The sequence below is a fragment of the Rodentibacter genomosp. 1 genome, assembly GCF_001999285.1.
GTDB lineage: Bacteria > Pseudomonadota > Gammaproteobacteria > Enterobacterales > Pasteurellaceae > Rodentibacter.
The window spans coordinates 192,937-207,461 of the sequence record NZ_MLHN01000003.1; the positions used below are offsets into that span (position 1 = coordinate 192,937).

Here is a 14,525-nt window from a genome sequence, read left to right on the forward strand (position 1 = left end):
TTTTATTCGCCTTTGATTGCGATTGATATATTACGAATAAATCGGACAATAAATAAAATCCTCTGCGAATTAATTATGCAGAGGATTTTTCTAACTTTATCGACTAATATCCGTCATCCATTGAAATAGTTCATCTAAATCATAATCCCCCGCATGTGGAATACCCCACGGCATCTCATAATCGACAGACTTTCCGGACATCTCTAACTTCACCGCAAGCATTGCACCAATGGCATGTGAAGTATCTCGATCACTTGTACCGACACGAATACGCCAATGTTGTGTTGGACTCGTTTCGACATAATTCATTGCATTCATCAATTTAATTTGCTCATTATCTGCCATTAATTCTGATTGATTACCCTGTGCTTTATTCTGCGCCAGTGAAAAGGCAGTAAAGTGACGATGATTAATACTTTCCGTACCAAACAGGTTATTTTCACCACTTGTTAAGTCTAATGCATCAAAAGCAGGAGGTGATTTCATTCGTTTTTCAGAATGAATATACCCGTTCCAATCCATTCCGGTTACACCATTTTTATCTTTCACAAGCCAAGTAATTTGGCTTAAATCCGTACCATTTTTCAAGGCTTTGTTGGCTGAACGCACAATGATACCTTCTAAATAAGTTTTGAATGAACCATTGCCATCCTGATCTAACGTTAAAGGATTGCCTTGTGTATCTTTCAAATTGAGACTATTCAAATAGGCAGGAAATGCAGCTTTCAACTGATTAGAAACAGCGATTTCATCTTTGTTTAACGATCCCTCAATCATTGCCTTAGCGGCAGGTTGGCTGCGATCATTATAACTATTGGCATTCAAGCGGCTCATATCCATTCTTTGATAATCATTTAATCCATTAAATTCCCATTCATAAGCACTATCTGCGTGCTCCAAATTGGTAATAGGGCAATACGCCGATACCGCAAAAACACGGTCTGATGCCTGTGCTGCGCCCAATTGTTGGAAATATGCTATATAATCACGACTATCGCCACTTGCCCCTAATAAGGCGGATAATGCCCCACCGGCACTTGTCCCATTTGAAATAATTTTATTCGCATCTCCCGGCATAACAGCATCGTTAAAATGTAAATAACGTACGGCAGATTTAAGATCGATAATCGCAGCCGGTGCTTTACCCGTGTATTTTCCCTCTTTCTCCAATGTTCTGCCACGAGCCCCCACACTGGCTACCACATAGCCTTTAGAAAGTGCGGTTAAAATTGCATTCGGTTTATCCTCTCCACCTATACTTTTTTTGTCATAGGTTGCAGCCTTCGCAGGCATATATCCTCCCACCGCATTCGGTAAGAAAATAGGGGCATTATCAGCATTAAATCCGTTAATTGATCCTTGTTGAAAATAGGCTTCCGGTACATACAAATTGAGTGTTTGATAATCCGCTTCTATGGGGTTTTGTACATAAACGATTTTCTCAAACGCACGAAATTTCACGGTTTCACCATTCACTTTCGCTTCCAAAATACGGTAGTTTTTCGGTGAGAATGTTAGATCAAACCCTTTTTCGGTCTGATTAAAATAAGGCGTATCAGCCAAAGGATCATCCATTTCTTTCGATACAGCCTGTGTTTGAATGGCAATCGCACTCAGTGTAGTAGCCACCAATAAACTTTTTGATAACATTATTTTTCTCCAATTAAGATCATGATATTTCTAAATATTATGTGCAATTAAATTGTTGGTTTGTCAATACAGACAAAAGGATTCACCTAGTCAACGAATACATCTTGTATTAACTATTCCGACATATTTAACCGCACTTTACCGTTATAGTAATGAAGTCAAAAATAATTACCCCTCATTTAATAAATTTAATTTGATTTCGCCTTCCTTACTCCCCGCCTCTATGGCTAAACGATACCATTTTTCCGCCTCAACCTTATTGACTTTAACGCCAAGCCCCAATCCATAAATATCGCCTAATGCAATAAAACTTGGCGCACTAATGTGATCAATACGATGTTGATGCTTTTGGTAAAGAGCAATGGCTTTAGCATAATCACGTGCTACCCCTAACCCTTGTTCATACAGCTTTGCTAGCCTATATTGTGCCGTCACATCACCATACTTATCACCTTGTTGATAAAATTTCGCGGCCAAAACATAATCCTGTGCTACACCTAAGCCTCGTTCATAAATGATACCTAAGTAACGGGGAGCTTTATGTTCACCGGCATTATTGGCCTCTTCAAACAGTGCTTTTGCTTGACGATAATCAAATTCGCCTTGATAGCCATTCAAAGACATCACACCTAAGTTTAATTTTGCTCTCGAATTCCCTTGGTCAGCAGCTTTTTTTGACCATAACAAAGCCTGAGAAAAATCAACCTTTTGCTCATAATTACCATTCAAATAAGCCTCGCCAAGACGAGCCTGAGCCTCAGGATCACCTTGAGCCGCCAATGTTTGTATTTCAGGAAAAGTCATTTTTTCGCACTCTCTTGCAGTTCATTCGCAAACGCAAATAAGCTAAACCATAGTGCAATGAATAACCCTAACTTTTTCATTATGTTTCTCCCACGACAAAAGAGACAATCTCTGCACGATTATTTCGTCTGAGCAAACAACCATTCACGAATTGGCTCAATACTGTATGCAAGCCGCCATGTATTGCGATGCCCGCTAGCCCCTTGACGGCTATCGGTCTCACGAAAAACAGTATCTTTAGCGAAAATGGTATAATTAATCGGACTTTGTTCAGCCATTAAATCATCATAAGCAAAGCGGTATTGATCCGCCTCCCAACTACCATTCCATTCTGCTCGGCTGATTTTTGCACCGGCTTGTGCTAAACGTTCGGTGATCGCATTAAAACTAGGAAATGCCCCCAAATCATCCACCGATGCCATAAACCACATTTTATTCTTCGCCAATGGTGCGACAACTTCAGCATTCCATTTGCCTGCCACTAAATAACTGGCTGTAAAAAAATCAGGATATTTCACATTCATTGCTGTTGCTAACATACAGCCACCGGATTGTCCTGTCACATAAATACGTTTCGGATCGATTTTTTCTTCTTCAATCAACTTTTGAACCAAATGAATTGTGGTATCAAGCATATCAGACGTACGCCAATCATCATCTGCGATAATCTCGTTATATTGTGGCGCAAGCACATAGCAAGGACGCTTTTCCTGCTCCTTCGGTTCAGCCCAAATAACCGCGCCTAATCCTTGAAAAAGGGTGACTTCAGTCTGATCGCTGGTTGCCCCTGCATCGTGCATAAATAGCACTAATGGTAAGGGTTGACTTTGATCTTTTGGTTTAAATAAATTATAAGGTAGCGTTTTGGCTGTTTTCGGATCGTAAAATTCTGACTGTTGAAACTCATCAACGACCCCATTTTTTACAGTATGTGTTTCTAAGGTTTTGCCTTCTACCAATACTTTAGCTTGTGCTTTTTTATAGCGAATAATTTTACTCATTGTATCACCGGCAACCCAGCGAGGTCTGCCACTATTCGGTGTCGGAGATTGAGACGTTGCATTCGCCAATTGCACGGTTTCTTGTAAACCGCTACCCGCTTCATCAGGTTTGAGCGCCACAATCACGAACTTACCCTTATCACTCTCGGTTAAATCTACCGATTGACTAATAAATACATTTTGTATGGTTCTGCCTTCAACATTAAAATCAGCCGTTTTTATATCTGTTGGTGTCAATTCCTGTGCAAATTCAATCGCAACCGCCACCATCTGTACCCCATCACCAAAAACCTGCGTAATTGCTGTTGCGTTCAAAGGCTCATTAGCGCCTTTTGCGAAGACGATACTTGGCATACTCACTGCACAAGCCATACCGGCACTCATCACTAAAAATTCTCGACGTGTTTGCATTTTTACCTCTCTATAAGAATGAATCAAAAACCTCTATAAAGACCAATATATAATGGTAAGGTTCAATCGGTATTTCTACAATTTAAAATAATCGTGCTTTCCCATCTTTCAAAAAAGACAAATAGGAGGGTGATTTATGAAAGCTTACAATATTATGTCAATAGGCTGTTTGAGGTTAAGCTCGACAGTCCCCCAAAATTCATAATAACAACATTATTTCGGCTTTGTATCTTGTCCAAATAATCAAAATCTTATTGAGAATCCACCGCATTTTTAACGCTGAACCGCCACAAATTCTCCTTTTCCCGTTATCGCCAATGTGCCATTCTTCAATAACGGGTGAATCCAGCTTTGCACGGACTTCTTATGCGATAATCCAAAGGCATATTTCAATTCAATGAATGAAACAAGCGGATGGTTTTGTAAGAAATCTTGCAAATTTTCCAAAGTCGCGTTCGGTGCAGCCGGAAGAATTTTACCCTCACTTAATTTGATGATAGCGTTGAAGAAAGTTCGATCGTCCAGCACGCCTTGCAATAACATGTGTTGATTTTCATATTCCAATAAATAAGCAGGCAGACGATAAATCTTTAATGATTCCCTTAAAGCCCAATCTTGCTCTAACGCCGCTTGCGCCATACCATTTTGATAAGACTTCATAAAAGTGCCAATGTTGATACCTGTCTGTTCCACTCCCCGAAAAATCTCTTTCCAATGGGTTATGGGACGAGTTTCAACAATCAGAGCGTAACGCAAGCGATAGAGAAATGCCGCCTCTTTGTTTTTATCAGTTAATTCCGCCGCCTTCACCGCCAAATTCAATGGCGTAGAACTACGGTGCAGGCGGTCAAATAAGTGCAGATTGTCGGGCGTAATGTGAATGGGCATTCCAGTAATGGCTTGCTCCGCTTGGTAAATATGAGCAAGTCTGCGGTTATAATGCTCAAGTGCTAGGATTTCACCATCACGAAAATCTTCTGCAATCATAAAATGACGTACATCACGCACCAGTCCTGCCATTTTAGTTTGTATTTCAATTTGCCCAGAAAAGTGAGTTTCAATTTTTGCCAAAAAAGGGACACTTTCGTAGGAAAGCCCCATCATTGGATCAGTGAAAATGGTCAATTTCAGCATTTTTTATCCTTATTCAATTAAATTTCCTGCGACCGCCCAACTTTTATATTGTTAAATTGAATGTAACTATTTTGTGGTGGAATATTCAGAATGTCGTTCATGATTTGGGTTAGCCGTTGGGCAAAGTCGGTATAGCCAAAATGTTGAGGATTGCCGAAAATATTAGCATTAATCAAGGCTGCCGGTTTTTTTTCACCACGTAAATACAGGCTTTGATTACCCTCAAGAATTAACATCAAATAGGCTTCACTTTGTCCAATTAAAGACATTGCCTGCCCGATTTGTTTTTTTAATGCGGTCTCTGATTCCGCAGTCATCAGTGCGGTCGTTTTTACGCTGATAAATGCCATAATTGACGCCATTTTTGAACAAGATCTAAGAGTTTATCTGCAACTTCCTGCTCTTTTTTCTGATAGGTATGCCCGGTTTGCTCAATAAAAAGCAGTTGATTTTTATCCCCTTAGGGAAAATGATGATTAATTGTCTGCAAGAAACCTCGGGGATCGCCATAAGTAAAACGATCAAGCGTACCGATGAGCAATGCCCCAGTATGCGGAATTTGTCGAATTTGACGATAATCACCACTCTCCTCTACGTGAACATTATTCAACAGAGGTGAATATAGCCACTGATAAGCAGTATTAGCGGTGGCAGGCAGCCAACCAAATAGCTCAAAAGGCAGCATTTGTTCACCTTTGCCTTGTTCCACCATTTGGCGGATAAAAGCACGCTCAGTTTCATTCACACTGTTGGTTAAGTGGGTTACATTAGCCGGACTTAATAAAATAAATTTTGCCACTCGTGGATCTTGGGTTTGACTTAAATAATAAATCACTTTATTTGCCCCTAAAGAATGTCCGGCAAGGATAATATGCCGATAGCCACGACTTTCTGCAAAATCAATGTAGGCTCGCACATCGTCAATACTTTTAACAAAATCCTCGTTAAACGATCCTAAAATTTCAGGTAACCCTGTTTGCGTATTCACATCATTAAATTGACTAAAGGCATTGCGAGTTTGTGCGTAAATAAAGTCAATGCCTTGATTGGCAAAAGTTTCGCCAATATTGTAATAAAAAGGATTAGAATAAAAATTGCCATGAATACCGGTAATGGCAATCACTGCGGTATCCGATGAGCGATTAGCAGTAAATAACACACCATGTAACACAGATCCGGTATGCGTTGAAATATTAAATTTTTGCATATAAATTCCTTGCCTTTATCATTTTTTGAATGCCAAACACCCTCGTGTGATAGATGATATTTCTCTCAAAATTGCGCACAAAAAATCTTAAAAAACAAGACTGTTTTAGTTTCTAAGTTATTGATAAAATTGCCACCTCTTTTATTTTCGGAGGTAAATTTATGCAATTACATTGGCTCTTTTTAGCCTGTGCGATTATAAGTGAAGTATTCGCTTCATCTATGCTGAAACTAAGCGATGGTTTTTCCAAGCCCTTGCCGACAGTGGGGGTTGTTGTCGGCTTTATTATTTCGTTTTATTTTCTTTCAATTACCCTTAAAACAATGCCTCTTGGCACAGCTTATGCCGTATGGGCAGGCTCAGGGTTAGTGCTAACATCCGCAGTCAGTATTATCTTTTTCGGACAAAAAACGGATTTAATCGGGATAATCAGTATCGGGTTAATTTTGCTTGGTGTCGTATTACTCAATACTATGTCTCAAATGTCGGGGCATTAATCCGACAATGATTTAATAAATGGTCGCTTACACCGTAAACGACCATTGTTATGACCAAAACAAAACTGAATTAGTATAAACCCTGTAAACAAAGTAAAGTGCGGTCATTTTTTGAGATGTTTTAGCCGTTAAAAATGATCCGATTTATATCTCACCCCGGTTTGCTTGGACGGTGGATAGAAATCGTGCCCCATTCTTGTGCCGTTTAACATAGCCGGGGTGTAGCGATAGAAATCGGCGTTGTCCCAGTCAAAGGTAGTTTGAATTTCCGCTTCACGTCCGTTTTCAATCAGTTCCACCAAATTTGGGTTAAGCATAATACTTTTACCGATAGAGACGCTTTCCACCCAGCCGGTTTGATAAGCATTGAGCATATCATCGGCAGTATAAAGATTGCCCGCCCCAAAAACGGCAAGCGTCCGTTAATGCGGTCATGCACGACTTGCATTCGAGTCAGATTGATATCTGCCCCACGGCGGACTTTTTTATAGAAATCCCATAGGGAAATATGCAAATATTGCAGCGGTTTCTCCAACAAAGCGTCCACCAGTGCCAGCGTTTCTTTCATAGTAATGCCTTGTTCACCCGGTTCTTCCGGAGAGAAACGATAGCCAATGATGAAATCAGGGCGGTCATGTTTACGGCGTATTTCATCAATAGCGTCCACAATGGCAAGGGGAAAACGCATTCTTTTTTCCAAACTACCTCCCCAGTAATCATGACGCAAATTTGTCGCCGACGATAAAAATTGCTGAATTTGCCAACCATTCGCGCCGTGAATTTCCACGCCGTCAAAGCCGGCTCGCAACACCAATTCCGCGGCATAGGCATAACTTTGCACCATATCCCATACTTCCTGCTCGGTCATTGTGCGAAAATTGCCGTAATAATCGCCTGTTGCCGCCACCAGTTCCGCCCCTTGCGTCATTAAAGGGTCGGCACGCAAACCGTTGCACCACCGCTTTCGCCCCTTGAGCATGAGCGATTTGCGCATATTCACGTAAGCTTGGCAAATGGCGTTCATCAAAGGCATTGGGGCTTTCAAAACCAATTCCGCTCGGGTGAACATTGGTAAACGGCATAATGTATAAACCAAAACCTTTAAAGCGATCTTGCCAAAAACGGCGCCCCGCCTCTGTCATCTCGCCGTCTTTGCCTGAGTCATAAATGGTCAAAGGGGCAACGGTAAGGCTATTTTTAATTTCTACGCCATTGTTTAAGGTATAAGGTTCAAATAAAGGAGCATATTTTGGATTCATATTCTTTCCCTTTTTCTCGTTGTTTTTGGATGTGGCAGAGTATATTCCATTTAAAAAATGGATTAAGTAGGTATAATTCCATTCATTACGGAAAATAATTCCACAATCAAGGAAATAAAATGCAGGATAAATTTGCAGGTATTGAAGAATTCTTAACCACTGTAGAAACAGGCAGTTTTAGTGCCGCAGGCGAAAAATTAGCAATGACAGGATCGGCGGTGGGCAAAAGCATAACAAGGCTAGAGCAACGGCTTGGCATACAACTTTTCCATCGTTCCACACGTAAACTCGTATTGACCCGAGAGGGGGAAGTTTGGTTAGCAAGTTTCCAACGTATCAGAGATGAAATAGAACAAGTACAAAGCCTACTTTGCAACGAACAGATAGAACCAATTGGTGAAGTGAGGATCGATTTGCCTAATATTTACGGACGCATTCATCTGCTGCCAAAACTACTCAAACTGGCACAAAAACACCCTAAACTACGCCTCAACCTCAGCTTTGAAGAACGCAAAATAGATTTAATTGCCGAGCAAATTGATGTCAGCGTTCGCTTTGGCGAATTAGACAATTTAAACGACATCATCGCCCGCCAAATCGGACAAAATCAAAACCGCATTTGTGCCTCTCCTATTTATCTCAACCTTCAGGGTACACCACAAGCCCCCTCAGAACTGATCCAACATATTTGTATCGGTAGCATACAACCTGATTGGTTACTAAATAACGAAAGAGGCGAGCCGACCCGTTTTCCAGTGAACATACAACATATTATGAATGACGGCGACGCCGACTGCAAGCTGCCCTTATGGGCTTAGGGCTGGTACAACTACCAGATTGGCTAGTACAACCTTATATTGAACAAGGTTCGCTTATTCCTATTCTAACTAATTACGAACCTAATCCAGAACCCATTCATATCCTTTGGCAGAAAAAGCTACACTTACAGCCAAAAGTAAAAGCAGTGGTGGAAGCATTAAGCCAGCCTTAGAATATCATTTGAAAATCGATTGAATTACTAGAAAAGTGCGGTTGGTTTTATAAAACTTTTCAATATTATTGAATAAGGCGGAAACAGCATAAATACAGATAAAGGACATCTTATATCTGTATCGTGAGTGAGCGCTTCAAACACAGAAGCTCCCTAAATCAGCCCACTCATTTCTCATTAAATAATGGCATTTCTTACCGTTTCAAAAAGCCTTTAGATTGTAGGTAGTCCAAAATCTGAGGGCGTTTTTGTTCGGAAAAAACGGCTTTCATATAATCTGACCAAGTGAGATCTTTTTGCGAGCGGGCTTGATAATAAGCGGAAATTTCCGCATCAAATTCAGCGAGTTTCACTGGATCTAATGGGTGATATTCATTTTCAGAACAAAGCATTTCCACAGGAAAACGAGGGCGTAACATCGGATCTTGTGCCGGATAGCCCAAACACATTCCCACCAACGGCACAACATATTGCGGAAGTTTGAGCAATTTATCGACCTGTTCAATATCATTACGTAATGAACCGATAAACACGCCACCTAAACCGCTTGCCTCCGCGGCAGTGAGCACGTTTTGAGCAAAAATCCCCGTATCAATCGCGCCAACTAATAACCACTCCGTCCAGTCAAATTCTGCATTTGGAACGATTTTGGCGTGTTTAGAAAAATCGGCACAAAATACCCAAAATTCCGCCGCACTTTCTACATAAGTTTGATCGGAACAAATCTCACGAAGTTTTTTGCGAAGAGTAGGATCGGTGATACGAATAATATGTGTCGCTTGAATATGCTGTGAAGTCGATGCCATTTTCGCCGCATTCAAAATCTCGTGACGAAGTTCAGCACTGATGGGTTGACCGGTAAATTGTCGAATAGAACGGTGATTTTTAAGTTGCTGTAACATTGGATTCATGAGTTATCCTTATTAGGGAGAAAAATCAATGGGTAATAGTATAAAATGATTGTCGCCATGGCTCAATGCGTAAAAAACGGAGGGAATGAACCTCCGTTTTTATGCGTAAAATCTTTGTGGAAAATAACCGCACTAAAAACACGCCAAAATTGAGATACCAATTGTTGCATTAATGTATCAATAACGGTAAGCAAATAAAGCGCGGTCACTTTTTGGGAATTAAAAAGAAATATAAAAAAACCCCTGATTACTCAGGGGGATATCAAAAGGAATTTATGAATAAAATCTCTAAAGTTTAGCTTTATCAAAAGGAATCTCGATAAAACGTTGGCAATTATATTTACACTTCTTTACAAAAGCAAGGGAAAATTTACATTTTCTTGAATTTCACAATTTCAGTAATGACTTCTACTGCTTTTTCCATTCCCTCCAAAGAGATCAATTCATGTTTACTATGAAAATTGTATCCGCCAGTAAAAATATTCGGGCAAGGCAAACCTTTTTCAGCTAAAAATGCGCCATCTGTTCCACCACGAATCGGTTTATGGATCACCTTTATGCTACATAAATCCATGGCTTTTTCAGCAATAGAAATTGATTGTGGCGCCTTTTGAACAACCTCATACATATTTTGATAACTGTCGTGAATCACACATTCAACAGGTTGTTTTAACTTTCTTTCAGCATTAAATTTTGCCGTCCAATCCTGAATAAATTGTTTACGTTGCTCAAAAGATTGCAAATCAAAATCACGAATTAAATAATTTAGTTCTGCTTTCTCAATGTCACCCACAAAATGATCTAAATGGAAGAATCCTTCTTTGCCATCTGTTTTTTCCGGTACCTCATCTTTTGGAAAACCCTGATGAAAATCACAAGCAAGCGAGAGTGCATTAACCATTTTATCTTTCGCATAACCTGTGTGGATACTTCTTCCGGAAAAATAAATTTTTGCCGTGGCCGCATTGAAATTTTCGTACTCTAATTCTCCGACTTCCCCACCATCAATGGTATAAGCCCAGTCACAGGGGAAATCTTCTAAAGGAAAATACTGCATTCCCAAACCAATTTCTTCATCCGGGGTAAAGGCTATTCTTAAATTACAATGCGGATATTTTTCTTTTTGAATGATTTCAAGCGCGGTCATAATCTCGGCGATTCCCGCTTTATTATCTGCTCCGAGTAATGTATTGCCATCCGTCACGATTAAGGTTTTACCAATAAGTTGGTGCATAAACGGATAATAAGCAGGGCTGATAAATTCTTCACCGATACCTAAAGCAATATCTCCTCCCCGATAATTTTCAATGATTTCCGGTTTCACATTCTTCCCACTACATTCCGGCGACGTATCCAAATGAGCAATAAAACCGATGGTATGTGAAAGCTCCTCTCTATTTGAAGGAAGATAAGCAGTAACCACCGCATGTTTACTGACCTCTACATTTTGCAACCCAAGATTTATTAACTCTTTCTCTAAATGCTTTGCAAGTTTCACTTGCCCGATAGAACTTGGAGAACATTTAGCGTTGTGCTTTGACTGTGTATCAAAAGAAACGTAGCATAAAAAGCGGTTTAATAAATTATTTTTATAATGATTTGTTTCCATCTTTGTAATCCTTTATAACTTGTTGCGACCAGTTTAACTTAAATTTAACAATAGATTCTTGATATATAACAAACATTCAATAAGTAACTGAAAACCCGCTAGAAAGAAAAAGTGCGGTTAATTTTTTGATTGTTTTTATTGCTCGAAATTTTTTTGTATCCCTAAGCATTAAGTCCTTTGCATTATTGAGAATTCACTATATCATAGGCACTTATTTTTTATGTCGCCCCTGCATTCTTGCAGGTTTTGTTTCTACTCAGTACCAACTTATTTGGTGAAATTAGGGAGAAAACCAAAGCTAGTGGAAAATCAGGTTCAAAACAAGCCTATTATTGAGCTTCGTTCAATCAAAAAATCCTACGGTTCTAACACCATTATTAACGACTTTAACTTAACCATTAATAACGGTGAATTTGTCACTATTCTCGGGCCTTCCGGCTGCGGAAAAACAACAGTATTACGTTTGTTAGCAGGTTTAGAAGAATTAGACTCGGGTCATATTATTTTGGATGGTGAAGACATTACCGATGTGCCGGCTGAAAAGCGCCACATTAATACTGTGTTCCAAAGTTATGCCCTGTTTCCGCATATGACTATTTTTGAGAACGTGGCTTTTGGTTTGCGTATGCAAAAAGTACCCGAGGCAGAAATTAAACCTCGTGTGCTGGAAGCTTTGCGTATGGTGCAATTGGAAGAAATGGCTGATCGTAAGCCGACCCAATTGTCAGGTGGTCAACAGCAACGCATTGCGATCGCTCGTGCTGTGGTAAATAAACCTAAAGTCTTATTGCTTGATGAATCCTTATCCGCATTGGACTACAAACTGCGTAAACAAATGCAATACGAACTTAAGGTCTTGCAACGCCAATTAGGTATCACCTTTATTTTCGTGACCCACGATCAAGAAGAAGCCATCACCATGTCTGATCGCATTGTGTTGTTACGTAAAGGAAAAATTGCACAAGATGGTTCTCCACGCGAGATTTATGAAGAACCGGCAAACCTATTTGTGGCACGTTTTATTGGTGAAATTAACGTCTTTAATGCAACTGTCATTGAACGTAAATCCGAAAATGTGGTACTGGCAAATGTAGAAGGCCGTGTCTGTGATATTTATACCGATATGCCGGTAGAAAAAGCTCAAAAACTTCAAGTTCTCCTTCGTCCTGAAGATATTGTAATTGAAGAACTTGATGAAAACGAACAATCTAAGGCAATTATCGGCCATATTATTGACCGCACTTACAAGGGGATGACATTAGAATCTACCGTAGAATTCGACCATAACGGTATGCGTGTGCTTGTGAGTGAATTCTTCAATGAAGATGATCCGCACATGGATCACAGTGTTGGACAACGTGTTGGTATTACATGGCACGAAGGTTGGGAGGTTGTACTCAACGATGAAGATAATCAATAATAAATTTCAAAAAATTACTGTTGCAATTATCTTCAGTTGGCTTATTTTCTTTGTGCTAATTCCAAATCTGTTGGTTTTAGCCGTTAGCTTTTTAACTCGAGATGGTAGCAACTTCTACGCATTCCCGATGACCATTGAAAACTATACAAACTTGTTTAATCCGCTTTATGCGCAAGTTGTATGGAACTCTTTGTCTATGTCGTGTATTGCCACGGTTATTTGCTTGATAATCGGTTATCCATTTGCTTTTATGATCAGTAAAATTAACCCGAAATATCGACCGCTCTTGTTATTCCTTGTGGTTCTACCGTTTTGGACAAATTCACTCATTCGTATCTATGGAATGAAAATATTCCTTGGCGTAAAAGGTGTCTTGAATACGATGTTAATGGATATGGGGATTTTAAGTGAACCCATTCGCATTTTGAATACGGAAATTGCGGTGATCATCGGATTAGTGTATTTGTTATTACCATTTATGATTTTGCCACTCTATTCAGCGATTGAAAAATTAGATGGTCGCTTATTAGAAGCCGCAAGAGACTTAGGTGCAAATACTTTCCAACGTTTCTTTCGTGTTATTTTGCCATTAACCATGCCTGGTATTATTGCCGGTTGTCTCTTAGTGTTACTGCCAGCAATGGGAATGTTCTATGTGGCAGATTTATTGGGGGGGGCAAAAGTCCTGTTAGTGGGTAACGTCATTAAGAGTGAATTCTTAATTTCCCGTAACTGGCCGTTTGGTTCTGCAATTAGCATTGGATTGACAATCTTAATGGCATTGCTAATTTTCGTTTATTATCGTGCAAATAAACTATTGAATAAAAAAGTGGAGTTAGAATAATGAGCCGTTTACTACGTAATGTGTTTATGTTTGTGGTATACGCTTATTTGTATATCCCAATTATTATCTTAGTAACCAACTCCTTCAATGCAGACCGCTATGGTTTAAATTGGAAAGGATTCAGTTGGAACTGGTACGAGCGTCTATTTAATAACGATACCCTAATTCAGGCGGCAATTCATTCCGTGACCATCGCATTCTTTGCAGCAACCCTAGCAACGATTGTCGGCGGATTAACCGCAATTGCATTATATCGCTATCGTTTCCGTGGTAAGCAGGCGGTGAGTGGAATGCTATTTATCGTGATGATGTCGCCGGATATTGTTATGGCTGTTTCATTATTAGCATTGTTTATGGTTGTGGGGATCTCATTAGGTTTCTGGTCATTACTATTAGCACATGTGACCTTCTGTTTACCTTACGTTACCGTCACTATTTTCTCCCGTTTAAACGGATTTGACGCCAGAATGTTAGAAGCGGCAAAAGACTTAGGGGCAAGTGAAGTAACCATTCTTCGTAAAATCATTCTTCCGCTTGCTTTACCAGCGGTGATATCCGGTTGGTTATTAAGTTTCACCATATCCCTAGACGATGTTGTCGTCTCCTCATTTGTGAGTGGTGTCAGCTACGAGATTCTCCCATTACGAATCTTCTCACTGGTGAAAACAGGCGTGACGCCGGAAGTTAATGCATTAGCAACCATTATGATCGTGCTTTCATTGGCATTAGTGATTTTAAGCCAATTAATCACACGTAAAAATAACCACTAATCACAAACAAAAGGTTT

At 39.8% G+C, this 14,525-nt stretch carries 14 protein-coding genes and 1 pseudogene; 6 read left to right on the plus strand and 9 right to left on the minus strand.

Translation table 11 applies throughout. The features are described 5' to 3' along the window. Positions 1–96: 96 nt before the first annotated feature. The 6 genes from BKK54_RS02335 to BKK54_RS02360 all read right to left on the minus strand — a co-directional run bounded on the left by BKK54_RS02335 (position 97) and on the right by BKK54_RS02360 (position 6,207). Positions 97–1,650, minus strand: coding sequence for a subtype B tannase (locus BKK54_RS02335; protein ID WP_077541144.1), 1,554 nt, complete (start codon positions 1,648–1,650; stop codon positions 97–99). Positions 1,651–1,818: 168 nt separating this feature from the next. Beyond that, complete coding sequence (locus tag BKK54_RS02340; RefSeq protein ID WP_077541146.1) at positions 1,819–2,454, minus strand: tetratricopeptide repeat protein; 636 nt, start codon at positions 2,452–2,454, stop codon at positions 1,819–1,821. 119 nt (positions 2,455–2,573) lie between these two features. Continuing rightward, positions 2,574–3,866, minus strand: coding sequence for a prolyl oligopeptidase family serine peptidase (locus BKK54_RS02345; protein WP_077541148.1), 1,293 nt, complete (start codon positions 3,864–3,866; stop codon positions 2,574–2,576). A 273-nt stretch (positions 3,867–4,139) separates the two neighbouring features. Next, positions 4,140–5,000: a DsbA family protein gene (locus BKK54_RS02350; RefSeq protein ID WP_077541150.1), complete on the minus strand. Its 861-nt coding sequence runs from the start codon at positions 4,998–5,000 to the stop codon at positions 4,140–4,142. Between the two features lie 17 nt (positions 5,001–5,017). Further along, positions 5,018–5,362, minus strand: a complete 345-nt coding sequence (locus tag BKK54_RS02355; protein ID WP_167366610.1) for a hypothetical protein — start codon at positions 5,360–5,362, stop codon at positions 5,018–5,020. A gap of 98 nt (positions 5,363–5,460) precedes the next feature. Continuing rightward, positions 5,461–6,207: an alpha/beta hydrolase gene (locus BKK54_RS02360; RefSeq protein ID WP_167366611.1), complete on the minus strand. Its 747-nt coding sequence runs from the start codon at positions 6,205–6,207 to the stop codon at positions 5,461–5,463. Between the two features lie 161 nt (positions 6,208–6,368). On the opposite strand from BKK54_RS02360, the gene BKK54_RS02365 reads away from it, so the two are divergent. After that, positions 6,369–6,704, plus strand: a complete 336-nt coding sequence (locus BKK54_RS02365; protein ID WP_077541152.1) for a DMT family transporter — start codon at positions 6,369–6,371, stop codon at positions 6,702–6,704. Between the two features lie 128 nt (positions 6,705–6,832). Here the strand turns inward: BKK54_RS02365 and BKK54_RS12250 are convergent. After that, positions 6,833–7,963 (minus strand): annotated as a pseudogene (locus BKK54_RS12250) (NADH-dependent flavin oxidoreductase). Between the two features lie 119 nt (positions 7,964–8,082). Between BKK54_RS12250 and BKK54_RS02375 the strand changes: the two are divergent. Next, complete coding sequence (locus BKK54_RS02375; RefSeq protein ID WP_077541153.1) at positions 8,083–8,781, plus strand: LysR family transcriptional regulator; 699 nt, start codon at positions 8,083–8,085, stop codon at positions 8,779–8,781. Beyond that, entirely contained in the window at positions 8,772–8,954 is a 183-nt protein-coding gene (locus BKK54_RS12135) for a LysR substrate-binding domain-containing protein (RefSeq protein ID WP_077541154.1), read from the plus strand. The genes BKK54_RS02375 and BKK54_RS12135 overlap by 10 nt, the downstream gene beginning before the upstream one ends. 194 nt (positions 8,955–9,148) lie before the next feature. Here BKK54_RS12135 and nfsA read toward each other — a convergent pair whose 3' ends face one another. Together nfsA and pepT are read right to left on the minus strand one after the other, a co-directional pair. Further along, on the minus strand, positions 9,149–9,865 hold the full coding sequence (nfsA, locus tag BKK54_RS02385; protein WP_077541155.1) for an oxygen-insensitive NADPH nitroreductase: 717 nt from the start codon (positions 9,863–9,865) through the stop codon (positions 9,149–9,151). A 370-nt stretch (positions 9,866–10,235) separates the two neighbouring features. Further along, positions 10,236–11,474, minus strand: a complete 1,239-nt coding sequence (gene pepT, locus BKK54_RS02390; protein ID WP_077541156.1) for a peptidase T — start codon at positions 11,472–11,474, stop codon at positions 10,236–10,238. Positions 11,475–11,775: 301 nt separating this feature from the next. Here pepT and potA point away from each other — a divergent pair, with 301 nt between their 5' ends. From potA to potC, 3 genes are read left to right on the plus strand one after another with little or no spacing between them, the layout of a single operon-like run. Beyond that, on the plus strand, positions 11,776–12,894 hold the full coding sequence (gene potA, locus BKK54_RS02395; RefSeq protein ID WP_077541157.1) for a spermidine/putrescine ABC transporter ATP-binding protein PotA: 1,119 nt from the start codon (positions 11,776–11,778) through the stop codon (positions 12,892–12,894). Beyond that, on the plus strand, positions 12,878–13,738 hold the full coding sequence (gene potB / locus BKK54_RS02400) for a spermidine/putrescine ABC transporter permease PotB (RefSeq protein WP_077541158.1): 861 nt from the start codon (positions 12,878–12,880) through the stop codon (positions 13,736–13,738). The genes potA and potB overlap by 17 nt, the downstream gene beginning before the upstream one ends. Next, entirely contained in the window at positions 13,738–14,508 is a 771-nt protein-coding gene (potC, locus tag BKK54_RS02405; RefSeq protein ID WP_077541159.1) for a spermidine/putrescine ABC transporter permease PotC, read from the plus strand. Before potB ends, potC begins: the two co-directional genes overlap by 1 nt. Positions 14,509–14,525 lie beyond the last annotated feature (17 nt).

What these genes read in the sequence shown, in the direction of transcription:
- pepT (WP_077541156.1), bottom strand. Translation starts at nt 11,474, where the DNA reads ATGGAAACAAATCATTATAAAAATAATTTATTAAACCGCTTTTTATGC.
- BKK54_RS02375 (WP_077541153.1), top strand. Translation starts at nt 8,083, where the DNA reads ATGCAGGATAAATTTGCAGGTATTGAAGAATTCTTAACCACTGTAGAA.
- BKK54_RS02345 (WP_077541148.1), bottom strand. Translation starts at nt 3,866, where the DNA reads ATGCAAACACGTCGAGAATTTTTAGTGATGAGTGCCGGTATGGCTTGT.
- nfsA (WP_077541155.1), bottom strand. Translation starts at nt 9,865, where the DNA reads ATGAATCCAATGTTACAGCAACTTAAAAATCACCGTTCTATTCGACAA.
- potC (WP_077541159.1), top strand. Translation starts at nt 13,738, where the DNA reads ATGAGCCGTTTACTACGTAATGTGTTTATGTTTGTGGTATACGCTTAT.
- BKK54_RS02365 (WP_077541152.1), top strand. Translation starts at nt 6,369, where the DNA reads ATGCAATTACATTGGCTCTTTTTAGCCTGTGCGATTATAAGTGAAGTA.
- BKK54_RS12135 (WP_077541154.1), top strand. Translation starts at nt 8,772, where the DNA reads ATGGGCTTAGGGCTGGTACAACTACCAGATTGGCTAGTACAACCTTAT.
- BKK54_RS02360 (WP_167366611.1), bottom strand. Translation starts at nt 6,207, where the DNA reads ATGCAAAAATTTAATATTTCAACGCATACCGGATCTGTGTTACATGGT.
- BKK54_RS02335 (WP_077541144.1), bottom strand. Translation starts at nt 1,650, where the DNA reads ATGTTATCAAAAAGTTTATTGGTGGCTACTACACTGAGTGCGATTGCC.
- BKK54_RS02355 (WP_167366610.1), bottom strand. Translation starts at nt 5,362, where the DNA reads ATGGCGTCAATTATGGCATTTATCAGCGTAAAAACGACCGCACTGATG.
- potB (WP_077541158.1), top strand. Translation starts at nt 12,878, where the DNA reads ATGAAGATAATCAATAATAAATTTCAAAAAATTACTGTTGCAATTATC.
- BKK54_RS02340 (WP_077541146.1), bottom strand. Translation starts at nt 2,454, where the DNA reads ATGACTTTTCCTGAAATACAAACATTGGCGGCTCAAGGTGATCCTGAG.
- BKK54_RS02350 (WP_077541150.1), bottom strand. Translation starts at nt 5,000, where the DNA reads ATGCTGAAATTGACCATTTTCACTGATCCAATGATGGGGCTTTCCTAC.